The 16,320-nt window shown below is 58.5% G+C and carries 13 protein-coding genes; 6 read left to right on the top strand and 7 right to left on the bottom strand.

Going from position 1 to position 16,320, the window contains the following annotated elements; all coding sequences use genetic code 11:
* Positions 1-90: 90 nt before the first annotated feature.
* The 3 genes from BLT47_RS01750 to BLT47_RS01735 form a co-directional block, all read right to left on the bottom strand.
* Entirely contained in the window at positions 91-1,704 is a 1,614-nt protein-coding gene (locus BLT47_RS01750; RefSeq protein ID WP_074661000.1) for an alpha-L-fucosidase, read from the bottom strand.
* Entirely contained in the window at positions 1,691-3,409 is a 1,719-nt protein-coding gene (locus tag BLT47_RS01745; RefSeq protein WP_074660998.1) for an MFS transporter, read from the bottom strand. The genes BLT47_RS01750 and BLT47_RS01745 overlap by 14 nt, the downstream gene beginning before the upstream one ends.
* Positions 3,410-4,056: 647 nt before the next feature.
* A complete protein-coding gene (locus BLT47_RS01735) occupies positions 4,057-4,728 on the bottom strand; it encodes a CYTH domain-containing protein (RefSeq protein WP_074660994.1) in 672 nt (223 codons plus the stop codon).
* A 244-nt stretch (positions 4,729-4,972) separates the two neighbouring features.
* Between BLT47_RS01735 and ilvA the strand changes: the two genes are divergently transcribed.
* Together ilvA and BLT47_RS01725 are read left to right on the top strand one after the other, a co-directional pair.
* Complete coding sequence (gene ilvA / locus BLT47_RS01730; protein WP_049619712.1) at positions 4,973-6,244, top strand: threonine ammonia-lyase IlvA; 1,272 nt, start codon at positions 4,973-4,975, stop codon at positions 6,242-6,244.
* A gap of 204 nt (positions 6,245-6,448) precedes the next feature.
* Positions 6,449-7,123, top strand: coding sequence for a 1-acyl-sn-glycerol-3-phosphate acyltransferase (locus BLT47_RS01725; protein WP_049619711.1), 675 nt, complete (start codon positions 6,449-6,451; stop codon positions 7,121-7,123).
* Here the strand turns inward: BLT47_RS01725 and BLT47_RS01720 are convergent.
* A complete protein-coding gene (locus tag BLT47_RS01720) occupies positions 7,113-8,471 on the bottom strand; it encodes an alpha/beta fold hydrolase (RefSeq protein WP_049619710.1) in 1,359 nt (452 codons plus the stop codon). The two genes, BLT47_RS01725 and BLT47_RS01720, sit on opposite strands and share 11 nt — an antisense overlap.
* 37 nt (positions 8,472-8,508) lie before the next feature.
* On the opposite strand from BLT47_RS01720, the gene BLT47_RS01715 reads away from it, so the two are divergent.
* On the top strand, positions 8,509-9,348 hold the full coding sequence (locus BLT47_RS01715; protein ID WP_049619709.1) for an aldo/keto reductase: 840 nt from the start codon (positions 8,509-8,511) through the stop codon (positions 9,346-9,348).
* 106 nt (positions 9,349-9,454) lie between these two features.
* Here BLT47_RS01715 and BLT47_RS01710 read toward each other — a convergent pair whose 3' ends face one another.
* Together BLT47_RS01710 and BLT47_RS01705 are read right to left on the bottom strand one after the other, a co-directional pair.
* Positions 9,455-10,390 carry a LysR family transcriptional regulator gene (locus BLT47_RS01710; protein WP_049619708.1) on the bottom strand — a complete coding sequence of 312 codons (936 nt, stop codon included), beginning with the start codon at positions 10,388-10,390 and terminating at the stop codon, positions 9,455-9,457.
* A 157-nt stretch (positions 10,391-10,547) separates the two neighbouring features.
* A complete protein-coding gene (locus BLT47_RS01705) occupies positions 10,548-11,708 on the bottom strand; it encodes an NAD-dependent formate dehydrogenase (protein WP_049619707.1) in 1,161 nt (386 codons plus the stop codon).
* 445 nt (positions 11,709-12,153) lie between these two features.
* On the opposite strand from BLT47_RS01705, the gene thiD reads away from it, so the two are divergent.
* The 3 genes from thiD (at position 12,154) to BLT47_RS09500 (ending at position 14,877) form a co-directional block, all read left to right on the top strand.
* Positions 12,154-12,957 (top strand): bifunctional hydroxymethylpyrimidine kinase/phosphomethylpyrimidine kinase, encoded by an 804-nt coding sequence (gene thiD / locus BLT47_RS01700; protein WP_197077818.1) that lies wholly within the window; start codon positions 12,154-12,156, stop codon positions 12,955-12,957.
* A 247-nt stretch (positions 12,958-13,204) separates the two neighbouring features.
* On the top strand, positions 13,205-13,927 hold the full coding sequence (locus BLT47_RS01695) for an HD domain-containing protein (protein WP_049619706.1): 723 nt from the start codon (positions 13,205-13,207) through the stop codon (positions 13,925-13,927).
* 92 nt (positions 13,928-14,019) lie between these two features.
* On the top strand, positions 14,020-14,877 hold the full coding sequence (locus BLT47_RS09500; protein WP_083329988.1) for a VIT1/CCC1 transporter family protein: 858 nt from the start codon (positions 14,020-14,022) through the stop codon (positions 14,875-14,877).
* 401 nt (positions 14,878-15,278) lie between these two features.
* Here BLT47_RS09500 and BLT47_RS09260 read toward each other — a convergent pair whose 3' ends face one another.
* Positions 15,279-16,235, bottom strand: a complete 957-nt coding sequence (locus BLT47_RS09260; RefSeq protein WP_049619705.1) for a hypothetical protein — start codon at positions 16,233-16,235, stop codon at positions 15,279-15,281.
* Positions 16,236-16,320: the final 85 nt, after the last annotated feature.

The following is a 16,320-nucleotide window of genomic DNA, read 5'->3' as shown; positions in this document are numbered from 1 at the left end:
GCCACGATCCAGCGCCAACCAGGCAGCGCGATCGGACGCAAAGCAGACACCGCGATCGGGCGCAAACTGGCCGCTGCGGCGCGGGCCGGCTTAGGCCTCGCAGATTTCGAAGACCACCGGGCCAACGCTTCCCGCCGCAAAATGCACGGGCACGCGCCGGCCGGCCGGCAGGAATTGCGCGGGCTGCGTGGGCGGTGCGGAATATGCGAAATCCGCAGGCTGCCCGGACTGCGCGGGTGGTACCTGTGTTCGAATACCTGCGCCGGCGCGAAAACCCGTGCCTGGAAGCCCGGGCCCCGCACACCAGCGCAGCACCTTACCTGCCGGTGCGACGAGGGTTATATCTTCCGCGCGGCTGCCTGCGGAGTGCCCACCTGTTATGGCATTGCCGGGTTCCGCGCGGCTGCCTGCGGCCGGTTGAGCTTCGGGCCGGAACACGAAAGCGTATTCGCGCCCGCCCGCGCCGCCCGTTGCCGCGGTAATCACCCGCGCAACTTCATTTGTGGCGGTATTGCCAGTAGCCGCGCTGCCTGTGGCCGAATTGCTTGTAGCCGCACTGTTTGGCGCGGTGCCATTTGTGGCCGAACCTTCTAGTTTCGCGCCTTCTACTTGCACTGGTGTTATGCCGGGCCGGTTAATCGTGCGCAGGATCTGCCTGCCTTCCCGCATCCACGTGCCAATACCTTCCAAAATGCGGACCTGCCAGGCCGGGAGTTGACCATCGGCCTTGGGGCTCACGCCCAGCAGTACCCGCCCGCCGCGCGCGGCCGCATCCACTACCGTGTAGATCGCCTCTTCTACGCTCAGCGCCTCGCTCTCCCCTTCCACCTGGTTATAGCCGAAGGAAAGCCCCAGGCCGCGGCAGTTTTCCCACGGCCGCTCCCCCTCGTTACCCCGATCGGCCTGATATTCAGAGGTCAAGAAATCACAGTGCGGTACTCGCCAGCGGTCATTGACCACCCCTTCTGGGCATGTGGCGTAATACTCTTCGGCGAAGAAATTGCCCAAGGAAATATTGGTATTGAGCTCCTTACCAGCATCGGGCCAATTGATGTCATTCCACAGCACATCGGGTTGATAACGCCGCACCAAATCTCGCAAGTGGGCAAGCGCGTAGGCCGCGTAGTCGGCGTCGCGCGGGCGATGAATATCATGCACGGAAGCAGCCGTAAGATGCGGCGGGCCGGGCCGATACCACCAGTCCAAACCGCCCGAATAGTAGGCACCAAATTTCAGCCCCTGGCGCCGCGCGGCCTGCGCGTACTCGCCCACAAGGTCGCGGTGCGGGCCGCGTTGCACCGTGTTTCGCCCGCGCGTTCCGGGGGCCTGCCACAAAGTAATCCCATCATGCTGCTTCGTGGTGAGCACAACGTAGCTCGCCCCGGCCTGCGCGAAAAGCTGCATGAGTGCCGCGGCGTCGAACTTTTCTGCCTGCCAAAAATCGAGCAGATCGTCATAGTCACAGCCGCCCCAAACCTCGCGGTGATGTTGCTGGGCCGGGCTTCCCGGAATGCGAATCGTATTGAAATACCATTCGGCGTACGGGTTGTGGGCGTACCAGCCTTCGTCTTCCGGGATTTCGCCGAGTTGCGCGGTCGGTTCCGCCCAGCCAGCAACCGAATAAGCACCCCAGTGCACAAAAATCCCGAGCTTCGCTTCCTCGTACCAGGCCGGCAAATCTCGCTGTAAATCACTCCACCGCATTTCCTGCCTCACTTTCAGTGCTGTAGTTGGTGCGGTTTTGGCCGCCCTTTTCCGTGCGGTATTTAGTGCTGGTTTGGGTGCCAGTTTGGGCGCTGGTTTGGGTGCTGCCGGCCGGGCTTTCGGGGTTATTCTGGTGGTGGTCCGGGTGTGCAGGTTCGACGCCGCTCACGTGGTGTGCTTGGCGTGCGGCGTCTTTTTCGCGGTCTTTCAAAGTGATTCCCTGCTCCAGATCGCGCGCAATTTCGGGGTAGAAAGTATCAAGATCGTAGAAGTAGAAAAGCACCAGGAGTAGCGCGGCAATAATGACGGGCGCCCATGAGAAAAGGAATTGGATGGATTCGAGTACGCTAGCCGGTTGCACCGCATCCTTGGCGGAAATATAGCCAGCCGCGCCCATAATCCACACAATTCCGGAAGAGGCAAGGCCGGAGCCAACCGTCGTCGAAAATGTGCCACCCGAATAGCTAATGCCTTCGTTCCGCACCCCGTTTTTCCACTCCCCGTAATCGATAACGTCCGCGAGCATGGCGTAAGCGGTACCCATGAGCGGGGAAAAACCAAGGCCGCGAATAATGCTAGCTACGGCGAGCACGTAAATATTTTGCGGGCCGGTGAGCACCAGTAACGAACCCACAATAATCATGCCCAAGCCGAAGACGATCGTGCGCCGCCGGCCAAAACGCCGAATCGGGATACTTACCAGGAAGAAACCCACAATCTGCGCGCCGGTAAAGGCCGCATTGAGCACTCCCACGTAATTTGCATCGCCCAAAATATGGCGCGCGTAATACACGTTCACGCCGCCAAACAGATTCACCAGAATCCAGGTGAGGATCATAATCAGGAAGATCAAAATCCAGTATTTATTGCGGAAGAGCAAGCCGATCGAAGCAAAAATACCCAGGCGTTTGGCGGGGGCAGGTTTTGCGGGAGCGGTGCCAGTGGCGCCGGCAGACTTTGCGGGAGCGGTACCGGTTCCGGCCTCCGGCCCGCCGTTGGGCGGGGTGGAGTTTGCAGCGCCAGATTCTGCGGCGGCCGCGCGTTCGGCGTCGCGCCGCATTTCGGAAGTGGAACGCACCCGTTCGCGAGTGCAACTGTACGTAAAGTAGAAAATGATGGACATGATGGCGCCATAAATAACCATCGTGTAAATCCACCCGCGATTGCTGCCCCCACCCAGGTAGGCCACCAGGCCCACGGTAATAAAGGAAAGCAGAATCGAGACGCCGTGGTAGCCGATCATGCGCAGCAAGGTGAGTTCGCTACGCACTTGCGGGTCGCGCGAAATTAGCGTGCCGAGCGTGCCATACGGAATATTCGAGATCGTATACACCAGGTAGTAAATATTGACGACGATGGTGATCCACACGATCGTGGCCGTACTACTCATCCCGGTTGGGATCGCAAACACTGCTACGAGGGCGGCAAACATCGGCAAAATTGCCCATTTCACCCACGGGCGGGCTTTCCCTTCTTTCGTGCGGGTTTGATCAACCACGTAGCCCATGATGATATTTGTAATGGCGTCGAAAACCCGGGTGAAAATCAAGACGGTACCCAGCGCCGTTGCCGAAACTCCCACGTAGTCCGTGAAATAAAACATGGAGAAGCTGGCGACGCTCACCGCTGAAAAGGCGGTGGCCGCATCCCCCATCCCGTACGCGAATTTTTCTTTAAAAGAGATGCTCTCCTGGGATTTTCCCATGGTGACCTTTCCTTATGCGCGGCCGGTACAAGTACGGGCACTACTGCCCGCATTCCCTGGCCTTACGGGTACGACGCCGTACTCCGGGCGAGGGCGGGCATATCCCGCAACCACTTTCGCGGCAGTGTGCAATGCCGGCCACCGCGCCTATATTCTTCCGGTACCCTACCGAACCTCCGCCCGTTTTCGTACCCCGCGGGCCGGAATTCGTACCCCGGGGGCGGGCCGCACCCCGCGGGCGGGCCGTACCCCGCGGGCCGGAATTCGTACCCCGGGGGCGGGCCGCACCCCGCGGGCCGCGAACTCCTACTTACCGCGAACTCCGACTTACCGCGCCGCCGCTGGAGAAAACGCCGCAAATCCTGCGCGTAATCAACCAGTAAATATATGGGCTATTAAAAGTAAAGGAGGGGCGGCTCGATCCGGACTCTCGAAAATCCATATCGCACCGCCCCTCGACGATAGGGATCACCCTCACCCGCTCACCTCAGGGAGTTAGATCAACCTACCGTTGTGTGCATACCCGCAGGTAACACCGGCTATCGGCGCATTTTTGGGAACAAAAAAGCGCCTGCGTGAAAGTGTACTTCCGACTTCCGGAAATCACAAGCTATTCAAGGGCAAATTGCTCACATGTCCACTTAGTTTCAACTTCCACTATTTTCCGACGGGTCCCGCAGGTCAAGAAAATGCGGCCCACGCAGGGATAACTCCTCTAACCAAAGGGGTCCCCACTGACTCCAAGGCAATTTCGAAAGGTAATCGTTAGTGAAACGTAAATCATTTGAAACTTCGGTGATACAGAATTCAGGTATTCGTAAATTAATGACCGGGCTCATGCGTTCACATTCGGCCACAATCAATCCCGCGTTTTGCCCGCCGAAAACATCGAAGAGCCACCCGTCTTCGTCGTACCAAAGCGCGTAGCGATTTTTCAGCACGATATTGGTAGAGCGGCGCAAGATTTGGACGGCTACATCCAAATCAATCTCCTCTTCCATTTCGTATCTTTCCGCAGAAACTACGGGAGATTTCACGGCCACCGTGGCCTGGGTTTCCACCCCGCGCGCGAGCAAATGCGCAAGCGCGGCGCGTTCATAGCCGCCCGCGTAATGCACTTCTTCCCGAAATCGCGGCATTTCTAATTCCGCTCCCGAAAAGCGCACGCGAATCCGCACCGCGTATCCATCTTGCGCAAAGAGATAGGCTTGCACGATGGCCTGTGCGGCGCCGTGCGCAGCTACTTCCGGCGGCAATTCGCGCACATAGAACTTACGTTCATACTCAAAATTGAGGCAATCGCGATCCATCTCACTCATGCTCTCATCATATGTTTTCCGCGCGTAGTACGGCGGAAAAGTGGTGGCGAGTAGCGGGAAGCGGGTAAGGGCCAGAGCCGGCTAGTACTCCCCCACCAGCATTGCCACGGCCGGCGAGCAGCCCCGCAGCCGGCGAGTAGCGCCGCGCCAGGCAGGTTCGGCGTCGTATTTTTGCGCCGAATGCGTGACGGATACCAAGAAAAAAGCGGGAAGCCGGGGCACACGAAGGAACTAACATGGGTTCATGGCTAATCTTCCTTCCGGAGCGGACGTAGTAGTTGCGTCCCAAACACTTGGCGGCATTGTGCGCCGCACCCCACTGCAACTTTCGGAACGCCTCTCGGAGATTCGTGGCCGGCAGATTCTGCTCAAGCGTGAAGATCTGCAGGTGGGGCGGAGCTATAAAGTGCGCGGGGCCTACAATTTCATTTCTTCGCTCGGGCCGGAAGAACGGGAAGCCGGTGTTATTTGCGCTTCGGCCGGTAACCATGCGCAAGGCGTGGCCTTTTCCTGCAATAAGCTGAAGATCCGCGGCAAGATTTACCTGCCTTCCACCACCCCGCGGCAAAAGCGGGACCGGATTGCCGATATTGGGGGCGGCTGGGCCGAACAGATTATTGGCGGTGCCACTTTCGATGAGGCGGCGGCCGCCGCGCTCACTGCCGCGCATGATACCGGCGCTACTTTCGTGCACCCCTTCGATGATCCACGCACGATTTGCGGCCAGGGCACCGTAATAAAAGAGGCCTTTGAGCAGTGCGTGCAAGAATACGACGCCGAACCGGTAGCCGTGATCGTCCCCGTGGGTGGCGGCGGCCTGCTGGCCGGCATCGGCACGTGGCTCCAGTCTTTCCACCCGAATGTGCGGGTGATCGGCGCTGAATCAGATGGTGCTATGTCTATGCAGGCAGCTTGGGATGCGGGCAAACCGGTCTCGCTACCCAATATTGATACGTTCGCGGACGGTACCGCGGTGGGCCGGGTTGGGGATATTACCTACCAAGTTTCCCGGCGCACGGTAGACCATCTGGTGCACGCCCCGGAAGGCGCGATCTGCACCGAAATGCTCGACCTCTACCAGGTGGAAGGGATTATTGCCGAACCTTCCGGCGCCCTGGCTTCCGCCGCCGCCCGCCGCTTCACCCCCGAGCTGGACGAACTGCCCGAAGGCCCGGTAATTTGCATCGTCTCCGGCGGTAATAATGACGTCTCCCGATACGCCGATATTATCGAGCGTTCCATGGTGTACGAGGGCTTGCGCCACTACTTCCTGGTTACCTTCGCGCAAGAACCGGGCGCTTTGCGGCGCTTCCTCGATAAAGTGCTGGCCGACGGCGAAGATATTATCCAGTTCGAATACACCAAGAAGAACAATCGGGAAACCGGCCCGGCCCTGGTGGGTATTGATATTGCCCAGGCCAGCGATATTGATTCCCTCATGGACCGGATCGCCAAATCGGGACTGCAGATCGAAAAGCTCGAACCCAATTCCCCCACTTTCCAGTTCTTTATGTAGGGAAAGCAGCGGCGTCGCGTGCGCGCAAAGCTACACTGGAGTCCGAAGCTACGGCGTCGCCGCCAAGCACCGGCATCGCCACAGGGCACCGGCGGCGCCGCAATACTTCCGCGCCGCACAAAACTATTGCGCGGTGGGGTAATTTCTACTACTAGAAAAATTGGAAAAATCCGCTACTACCGGTTTAACGGCAGAAAGGACGTCATGCGGTTCAAACGAGGTGTGGCCCGGCTATATCGGGCTTTTTCCCGCTGGCATTTTGCGCATGAACCTCTTCCCGAAAAAGTCATCGGGATTGGGATGCCGCATTCTTCCATGTGGGATGGCTGGTTCAATGTCATGATTTTCTGGCATGAGGGCCGCAACATGAAGTTCCTGATCAAAAAGTCTTTGCTCGATAAGCCCGTACTGGGCAGTATTATCCGCTGGGCCGGCGGGATTCCGGTAGATCGTAGCCACCCCAATGGGCTAGTGGGGTCCATCGTGGAAGAAGCGGAAGCCGATCCCCAGTTCACCTTGGTATTAGCGCCGGAAGGCACCCGCAAAAATGTGCCGTACCTGAAGTCGGGTTTTTACCGTATCGCTTTGGAAACTCGCATTCCGCTCGTCCTCGGCTATGTGGATAAAGAGAATAAAACCTACGGCTGGTGGAAGCACATGTATGTTTCCGGAGATATCGAAGCCGATATGGATATCTTGCGCGATTTCTATTCCGAAAAAGTGGGCGTGAAGAACAATAAAACCATCGTTCCGCGCCTGCGCGCCGAAGACGATCCGGCCGCCCGCGAACACTTGCTCAGCAATGTAGACCTCGCCGCAACTCGGGCCTATGCCGTGCGCATGAACCGGGAGACCGGCGGCGTCGGCATTACCGAATAGCGCGAAGCAGGTTGCGGATTACCTCCGGTCCGGCCACGCCCAGGGCATCGTGCTGGTAGGTATTCGTAACAATGGGTTGCAAACCGTTAATTTCTCGGGCTGTGCGCATGGACAGCTCGAAGGGCACGTACATATCGTCGTAGAACACGTAGGCCGCTACCGGTACTTGGTTTTCGGCTAGCTGTTCGCGGTTGTATAGATCGCGCCAGCTGGTGCGGAAAGCGAGCTGTTCTACCGCGCCGGCAGCGGCCCGCAAAGCCGGATCTTCTTGGAACTGCCAGGGGTACACCATTTCCCCGGTAAAGCGGAAACCGTAGCCGGCCTTCCGTAAATCGTGTTCGCCAGATCCGCCCGCTTCCCGGGCCGGCAGTTGGAATTCTGGGAATTCGGAGCGAATCCGGTGGGCGCTATAGGCCAGCGCACCTTTCTCACTTTGCCCGTAAATCGCCTCTTGCAAAATCGCGTAGAGCGGTGCCGTTGCTGAACTAAGCGCGGCGCCCACTCGTTGCAGGAATTCGGGCCGCAAACGGCGCTCCCCACGGAATGTAAAAATAGGATCTTCCAGCAGGTAGTGCAGGTGTTCCAAACCCCAGGAATAGCCGAGCTTCAAACCGAGCTGCCGGAACCGGGCCGGAGTGAGCCGCTCCCCGCTCGGCAAAGTCTCTTCCACATCCGCCAAGTGGGTGGCAAGGTACCACGCGGTTTCTTCGTCTTGCGGATAGCGGGTAAAGAACTGCCGGTTGCGTTCGGAAAGGCGCCGGTAGGTACGCCGGTACACCTCATCGGGACCTTCCTGGATGGAAGGCAAACCACCGGTCAGGAAAACCTCGCGCAAACCACTGGGAGCCTGAGAAAGATAACAGACGGCGGTAAAGCCCCCAAAACTTTGCCCGAGTACGGACCACGGTTCATCGTCTTGCAAATAGGTACGCATGGCTTCGGCGTCGCGCACGATCGAATCCTGGCGGAAGCAGGTGAGCACTTCCGCCTGGCCTTCCGCGTTCCCCATCACGCTCAAAGTGCGAGCATCAAGCGGGAAGGAGTTGCCGGTGCCACGCTCATCGAGAAGTACGAGGCGATAGTTCTTGAGCACCTCGTCCATCCACCCGGAAAACACGCGTGGGCGCGGGGCCGCAAACCCGGGGCCGCCTTCCAAGTAGACCAGGCGGGGTTTGTCCTCACAACCTGCGCGAACGATCTCGCGCGCAAATACGTTAATCGTCTTCGGTACGTAATCTAGTTCCGCGTTATGCGGCAAACCGTTCAGGGCGCCAAAGTAATCAAGCGGAACTTGTATCCAGTGTTCATAAACCGTATGCCCGGTAATGTGCGAAGAAACCGTCGTCATAACGCCAGGCTACCCGGAAACCTGAAAGAATAGTGCCATGAGTACGATTCCGGTTTTTCCTCTCAATTCAGGCACTACGATCCCCGCTTTTGGGCTCGGTACCTACAAAATGGATGATACGACGGCGGAGTTTGCCGTCAACGAAGCCCTGCAAATGGGCTATCGGCACATCGACACCGCGCAGATGTACCACAATGAAGAAGCGGTAGGCCGCGGCATCAAAAAATCGGGGATTGCGCGGGAAGATATTTTCCTCACCACCAAGCTAGACAATATGAACCATGCGCCCGCAGATGTGCGGCGCACCTTCGAAGAATCCTTGCGCAAACTACAAACCGATTACGTGGATCTTTTCCTGATCCACTGGCCAATGCTCACCGGCGACTACATCGACACCTGGAAAACCTTCGAAGAATTGCAGGCCTCCGGCCGGGCCAAAGCCATCGGGGTTTCCAATTTCGAAATCCACCATTTGCAGGCGCTGCGCAATAACACCGAAACGGTGCCGGCGGTGAACCAAATCGAATTGCATCCCTATTTCCAAAACACGGAAGTAGCGCAGTATTGCGCGGATGCGGGGATTCGCGTGCAGGCTTGGGCACCGATCGCGAAAGGCAAAGTGGTAGACGATCTGCTCCTGCAAAACCTGGCCGCGCGAAAAGGTTGCACGCCGGTACAACTGGTTTTGGCCTGGCACCTGGCAAATTATCGGATTATTTTCCCGAAGGCTTCCTCGGTGGCACACCTGGAAGAAAACCTGCGCGCGCTAGACGTAAAACTGTTGCAAGAGGACGTCACGGAAATTAACGACCTCGACCAGTTCGAAGACGGGCGCACCGGTATGCACCCGGATACCATGAAGCGCCGCGGGGAGTAGCGGTCAAGTAACGCAGCGGTTTAGTGCCGCGCGGGTACCGGTGCCGGCAGTTTCGTAACGCGGCCGACGTCGGTAGCGCGCGGCCCGCCGCCGCGCAACGTGCGCCTTAGCTGAATACGGAAAGCGCTACCTGCACGGCACGGGTGAGTGGTTCTTCATCGCACCAGGCGAGAACCGGGTGCAAAGTAACCGCAGGTTCGATAAGGGACCGCACTTCTAAACCGTACCGGCGGTAGTGGTTCCGTACCGCAGAGGCAGGCACCACGGCGGCCCAATTATTTGCTTCCACCATGGCGAACTGGGTGTAAAGCGAATCCGCTTCGATCCGCGGGCGCACCACAAGGCCACGTTCGGCTAGGGCGGCGTCGAGTTTGGCGCGGGCCGCCATTTGAGTATTGAGTAAACAAAGGGGAAGCCGGCCCAGGTCTTTCCCGGTAATGGCCGGCAAAGTGAGCCCTACCGGATTTGCTTCCGTAATGCGCCCGGCCTCGCAGGCAGTGCTTTCCAATCCTGCTCCGGCAAAACAGGCCGGGCTGGCAATCACCACCAACCGATCTTCATGCAGGGGAGCGGTACGCAAACCGGTGTAGTCATCATGTTCGGGCAAGACGATAGCGGCATCTAACTCGCGATGGTGGAGAGCGTTGAGCAGCCAATCGGTAGTTCCCATGGCAATTTCTACCCGCACCCGCGGGTAGGCGCGCGTAATTCGGGAAGCCAGTTGGGTAGAAAGCGCTCCGGCCCACGGAATCACTCCCAATCGCACCCGTATCCGCGATTCATGCGCATCGGGTTGGGCCATTTCGCGGAGTTCATCTACCAGGTTCAAGATTTTTTCGGCAAAAGGTAGCAGGAGCCGACCATCGGCAGTTAGCTCACTGGTTTGTTTACCGCGGTCTACGAGACGTACCCCCAGTTCGTTTTCGAGCTTTTTGATCGCCTCCGAAAAGGCGGAAGGGGAGATGTAAGACTGTTCGGCGGCCCGGCCAAAATTCTTTTCCCGCGCTAGGGCAACAAAATATTCGAGCTGCGATAACTGCATGTGAGCGCTCCTTTACCTCCTTCCGGCCTCACTGGGCACCGATGTTCCCTAAGTTTAGACGGAAGGTGGGCGCGCCCGGAGTCATCATTACCATCGCATATATGCCGAGCGCGCCCACTAAATACAGGTCAATTTTTAGGTTTTGATAGTCGATTGACTATTTCTTGGAAGCGTAAGACTTAGCCCCGGTACCGGCGTAATGGCCACCTTCCACAATGAGGTACTCATCGCGGATCTTCTTGCCGGCGAAGAAATCTTCGAGGATTTCGCGCGTACCAGCCGCATACCGGGTCTGCGCCGAAAGGGAAGCGCCGGAGGTGTGGGTGGTCATACCATTGTGGGGCATGGTCCGCCACGGGTGGTCGGCCGGTGCTGGCTGCGGGAACCAGACGTCGCCCGCGTAGCCGGCAAGCTGGCCGGATTCCAGCGCCCGCACAATTGCGTCCCTATCCGCGATCGCGCCGCGGGCCGGGTTCACAATGTAGGCACCGCGCCGCATGGTGCTGAGAAGTTCGTCGTTGAACAAACCACGCGTCTCATCCGTAAGCGGCGAGTGGATCGTTAGTACGTCTACGTTCTTCACCAGTTCCTGCACCGTGGGGTAGTAGGTGAGGTGGTACTTTTCCTCGTATTCGGCAGGGAGGCGGTAGCGGTCGTTATAGCTGAGTTTGACGCCGAACGGGGCGAGGCGCTCGAGCACCGCGCGGCCAATACGGCCGGCCGCGAAGACGCCTACATCCATGCCTTCCAGGTCGTAGGACCGGGCAACGGCGTCGGCAATATTCCAGCCGCCATTGCGCGAAATGTCGTGTTGATGGATGTAGTCACGCACCAGTGCGAGCACCATCATCACCGTGTGTTCCGCAACGGAAATCGAGTTCGAGTAGGTAACTTCCGCCACGGTAATGCCGGCCTCGTTAGCCGCGGCAAGATCCGTGTGATCGGAACCCACACCGGCGGTGACTACAAGCTTTAGGTTCTTGGCCTTCGCGATCAGATCGCGGGTGAGGTAGGCCGGCCAGAACGGCTGCGAGATCACGATATCGGCGTCCGGCAGTTCCTTTTGGAACACCGAATCCGGGCCTTCCTTATCGGAAGTGACTACCACTTCGTGGCCTTCCGATTCTAGCCATTTCTTCAGGCCGAGGTTGCCGGATACCGATCCGAGCAGCTCGCCAGGCTGGAAATCAATTGCCGAAGGGGTGGGGGCAGTTTGTCCGCCTGCGTATCCCGTGATTTCGGGAATGGAGTCACGTGCATATTGGGTAGGCATCCCGTCTTCTGGATCCGGGAACAATACCATTAGTACCTTAGCCATGTTTGTCGCTCCTTTGCTCAAACGTTCAACAGTGACTTAAGTCCTAAGGTACCTGGGGTTTTATAGGAGGTAAATAAGGAGTTGCCTCATGTTCGTCCGGTTCTACCGAAGACTATTACCTTACTGCGGCTGCGCAGCCATTCTGCCACTATCTGCGGCGCTACCTGCTTATACTTGGCCGCTACCCAGTTGCTACCGAGCTGCTACCCAGGTTGCTACCAGGGCCGCCACCCGGGGCGCTACCAGGGCCACCACCGGGGCGCAATCCGCCTATCCTGCCTACCCCCGCCAGATTTTTGCCGCCTCACCGGCCGGAGCAGTACACCTCTCCTAAGACAGCCGCGCTATTACCCGCACCTTCGCGTTACGATTGACTCCAACTCGCACCATCTGTGCGAGTGGGTGCGCGATGCCCGAAAAATCGCGATACGTTATTTGGAGGATCATGAATTTCGCATACACGATCGCGGGGTCGGAAGCGACTGGGGGAGCCGGTTTTCAGGTTGATTTGAAAACTTTCCAACAGCTCGGCGTGTACGGGGCTGGGGCTTTAACCTGTATTGTCTCCTTCGATCCCGATAACGACTGGAACCACAAGTTCGTACCAATCCCGGCAGATATTATTCGCGATCAAATGCGGGCGGCGCTTGCCACGCACGATATTCGCACCACGAAAGTGGCTATGCTCGGCCATCCCGCCACCATAGACGCGGTAGAAGAAGGTCTGCGCAGCCAAGAGTGGGACAACATCGTGGTTGATCCGGTACTAATTTGCAAGGGGCAAGAACCCGGCCAAGCGCTCGATACCGATAATGCCTTGCGGGAAAAGATTTTGCCGCTCGCTACAGTTACGACGCCGAACAACTTCGAGGCCCGCACCCTTTCCGGCCTCGATTCTCTCGAGACCGTGGATGACCTCGTAGAAGCGGCGAAGCGGATTTCCGATTTGGGCCCCAAGTATGTGGTAGTCAAGGGCGGTATCGATTTTCCGGGCGAAGACGCCGTAGATGTGCTCTGGGATGGTTCCAATGCGGAAATCTACTCGGTTCCCAAGATTGGGGAAGAGCGCGTTTCCGGAGCTGGTTGCACGCTGGCCGCGGCTATTACCGCGGAACTGGCCAAGGGGTCCGAGATTCGCAATGCCGTGCAGGTAGCGAAAGATATGGTGACGGCCGGGATCCGTTCCCGGGTTGAAGCCAACACTCCGTTTACGACTGTTTGGCAGGGCGCTTACTCCCAGCAACTGTAAAGCACCGCGGCCGCAAAAGCGGCCGCAAAAACTGGGGAGAAAAATCCGGCTATTTTAACTGGCACTACAGTAAGATGACGGATTAAGGAGCACGCGGGTCAAACCATTACCGCAAAGCATACGGGCCCTCAATTGAGATCCCGTACTCGCGTGCTCCCCCTGTTTTTCACGCCGCCTTCCGCTAGCGGCGGGGCTTTGCACAGCGTCGCTATTTTCACTTCGAGCCGCGGCGTGCAAAGATAAAACCGTGAGTACCAATCCTTACCTTGCGCCGTCTTTGGTCTTTTTGCGTTCCCATCTGAAAAATGCGGATGTTTCTAAGCCGGCACAGCGCTACCGGTATTTCCATTGTTTACGCGTGGCCGCCATTGGGCGGGCCGTGGCCGAAAATGAGGGGCTAGATCCCGATAAGTTGGAAATTGCGTGCCTGCTCCACGATATTGGCAAGTTTGATTCCACCCGGCCGGTAGATCACGGGCGGGAAGGGGCGAAAATTGTGCGGCCCTTCCTGCAAAGCTTGGGAATGGCCGCCGCGGATGTGGAAGAAATCTGCCAGGGGATTGCGATGCACACGGATGGCAGGTGGAATTACCCGGCTGATTCACCCGATTATGAGAACGGCGTCGTCGATTATCCCCAAGAACCCAGCGTGCTGGCACGTTCCGTAGGGGATTGCGATAATATTGACCGCTACTCCGTGTACCGGATTTACGACACCCTCAATTACCACAATTTCGCGCAGTTGAGACTGCCCGCGCAACTCGACTTTGTGGAACGTTACCGCCGGCGGATCGCGCGGGAACGGAATTATCAGTGCGCCACGCGTTCGGCGCAGCGGCTGTGGATTGAATCTTTGGAACGGCAGGAACACTTTTTCGCGCAACTTGCCATGCAGGTGGGTAGCGCTCTACCCTATGAACACATCCGGAAAGCGGAGAAGAAAAAGCTGGGCCACAAGAAGCACAAATAAGTTCGGTGAGCCTGACCTTTCCGCGTCATACCGCGGGTTAGTGGAGCCTTTCCTACCTGGAATCTTTCCAGAAAAGCGGCCACACTGGGCGTATGAGCGAACAACTGGCGTGGAAATGTACAACTTGTAGTGAGCTGCCGGGCCCGCAACGCACCAAGGTGGAAATACCGGTGCAAGCGGTAGCTACGGCAGGAGCCCCACAAACCGTGGCGGGAACTTTGCCGGCGGAAAATGTAACCGCACTGGCACCGCAATCCGCACTGGCACCGCAATCCGCACTGGCACCGCAATCCGCACTGGCACCGGAAAGCGCGCCGGCTAGCGCACCAGAAACCGCTGCACCGCAAGTAACGGATGCGGCTTCGCAAGCGGCGGATGTAGCTTCGCAAGCGGCGGCTAGCGCACCGGAAACCTTGGACGGCGCGCACGAAAAAATGAATCGTTTGCGCGCGGGCGTACTTGGTGCCAATGACGGTATCGTTTCGACCGCGGCGGTAGTGCTTGGCGTAGCCGGTGCTTCTTCTTCCCCGCAGGCGATCATTATTGCGGGCATGGCAAGCCTGGTGGGCGGCGCGATTTCGATGGCGCTGGGAGAATACGTTTCGGTGGCGGCCCAGCTTGATTCGGAGAAAGCGGCCCTGCGCCGGCTCGGCCGCGAACCTCATCCCGGCGAACTAGTTTCGCCAATGGGTGCGGCCATTGCCTCTTTCCTTTCCTTCGTGGTGGGGGCGTTGATTCCTCTGCTCGCGGTGGCTTTGCCGCCGGTGGCGTGGCGGGTACCGGCCGCTTTTATTGCCACTCTGATTGCGTTGGCAATTACCGGTTACGTTTCCGCGCGCATTGGCGACGCCGATCCGAAGCGCGCCACCTTGCGCGTGGTAATTGGCGGCTTCCTGGGGCTGGGTGCCACCTTCCTCATTGGGCATTTGTTCGGCATGATCGTGAGCTAACTGGGCCCCATAAGCTTGCTGGCACCGGCACCCACGCTGGCTCCAGCACCCACGCCGTTATCGGCCACGTAGCCGCTGGCACCGGCACTCCAACAGAAACCGGAGAAACCAACCTGCTACCAGCTTCTACACTTGCATATGCACGCTCAGTTTTAGCTCACGCCGAGAAGCGAGTAGCTTAGCGCCTGGTTCATCGGACCAGTTACGGATCAGCCCAGTTGTGAGATGGACAGGTTACCGAACGGCCCGTTAGCGCCCCTGGCCCATCCACACCTTGCCGCAAGCTTTAAACAGCCGGGGCGGTACTCGTAAACGCAAATCTCACGCGCTACGAATACCGTCCCCGCAGTTTATGTATCTATTGCCCGCATCTACCCGGAAGTGCCCGAACTACGCCCGAACTACTTCCGATCGGCGGCCCGCTTGCCACCCGTCGCGTTGCCTTCCGAAGCTTCGGGAGTAACCACAGCCGGCGTTTCTTCTGCTGCGGTTTCGGCGGCCGGTGCGCCCGCTTCCGCATGTTCGCCGTGCGCGGCCTCCGTAGCTTCCGTAGCTTCTGTAGCTTCTGTAGCTTCCGTAGCTTCCGCGGCGGAAGGCGCGGTGGCCGGCGTTGCCGCAGCCGCTTCCGGCGCGCTGGGGGAGCTGGCAGGAACCGGGTTATCGACGTCGGCCCAGTAGGATTCCGCCCACGGATCTTCTACCGGCTGGCTACGCTTCCACAGGTAGTAGACGGCCACACCCAGCCCGCCTACCAGCGCTACGGTACCGAATAGCTTGCGCCCCCGACCGCGTTTCTTCGCTGCCTTTTCCGGAGTCTGCAATTCTTTCGACGCCGAACGTCCTACCGATTTTGCCGTTTCGCTCAATGTACCCTCCGATTCACGGGCGGCGTCTGCCGCTGCCTGCCACGCGCGTTGTGCACGCGGAATGTAATCTGTCTTAACTCTATCCGCCAGATCGGTACTGGCATCTCGCGCCGACTCCACATACGGACGCGCCTTCGCGGCCGCCGCCGTAGCGTAGGGACGCAAGCGCTGCGCCGTCGTATCCACGTAGGGCCGTACCTTTTCTGCCAATTCTTGGGCGCGCGGAGCCGCCCACTCATAGCCCTGCTTCGCATAATCTTGCAAGATCGTGCTGGCCGCATGTGCATATTCTTGAATATCGGCCGCCGCTTTTTGTGCGTGCCGGTCGAGCCGCTTGGCATGCAAGTGGCCTTTCACTTGCGCCTTTTCCGCTACGCGCTCCGCCTCGCGCCCCAGCGCCTCAATCCGATCCAAAATCTGATCCACTTCCTGTTGCGCTTTCTGTTGCGCCTTTGCCGCCTTCTTGCCGGCCCGAGATTTACCACACCCCATGGTGAGACCCCCTCTTCTCTGCCCGGCGGATTGCCCGCAGGACTATCGCTCCCTATTCTTTCACCAATCTTTGTTCTAGTGTCCT

Origin of the sequence: Actinobaculum suis, assembly GCF_900102025.1 — a bacterium.
Classification (GTDB): Bacteria; Actinomycetota; Actinomycetes; order Actinomycetales; family Actinomycetaceae; genus Actinobaculum; species Actinobaculum suis.
This window is presented reverse-complemented; position numbering and strand designations above follow the sequence as displayed.

Excerpts from the sequence above, each read along its gene's own strand:
- BLT47_RS01710 (WP_049619708.1), bottom strand. The coding sequence starts at position 10,390 with ATGCAGTTATCGCAGCTCGAATATTTTGTTGCCCTAGCGCGGGAAAAG.
- BLT47_RS09500 (WP_083329988.1), top strand. The coding sequence starts at position 14,020 with ATGAGCGAACAACTGGCGTGGAAATGTACAACTTGTAGTGAGCTGCCG.
- BLT47_RS01705 (WP_049619707.1), bottom strand. The coding sequence starts at position 11,708 with ATGGCTAAGGTACTAATGGTATTGTTCCCGGATCCAGAAGACGGGATG.
- BLT47_RS01715 (WP_049619709.1), top strand. The coding sequence starts at position 8,509 with ATGAGTACGATTCCGGTTTTTCCTCTCAATTCAGGCACTACGATCCCC.
- BLT47_RS09260 (WP_049619705.1), bottom strand. The coding sequence starts at position 16,235 with ATGGGGTGTGGTAAATCTCGGGCCGGCAAGAAGGCGGCAAAGGCGCAA.
- ilvA (WP_049619712.1), top strand. The coding sequence starts at position 4,973 with ATGGCTAATCTTCCTTCCGGAGCGGACGTAGTAGTTGCGTCCCAAACA.
- BLT47_RS01720 (WP_049619710.1), bottom strand. The coding sequence starts at position 8,471 with ATGACGACGGTTTCTTCGCACATTACCGGGCATACGGTTTATGAACAC.
- BLT47_RS01750 (WP_074661000.1), bottom strand. The coding sequence starts at position 1,704 with ATGCGGTGGAGTGATTTACAGCGAGATTTGCCGGCCTGGTACGAGGAA.
- BLT47_RS01725 (WP_049619711.1), top strand. The coding sequence starts at position 6,449 with ATGCGGTTCAAACGAGGTGTGGCCCGGCTATATCGGGCTTTTTCCCGC.
- thiD (WP_197077818.1), top strand. The coding sequence starts at position 12,154 with ATGAATTTCGCATACACGATCGCGGGGTCGGAAGCGACTGGGGGAGCC.
- BLT47_RS01735 (WP_074660994.1), bottom strand. The coding sequence starts at position 4,728 with ATGAGTGAGATGGATCGCGATTGCCTCAATTTTGAGTATGAACGTAAG.
- BLT47_RS01745 (WP_074660998.1), bottom strand. The coding sequence starts at position 3,409 with ATGGGAAAATCCCAGGAGAGCATCTCTTTTAAAGAAAAATTCGCGTAC.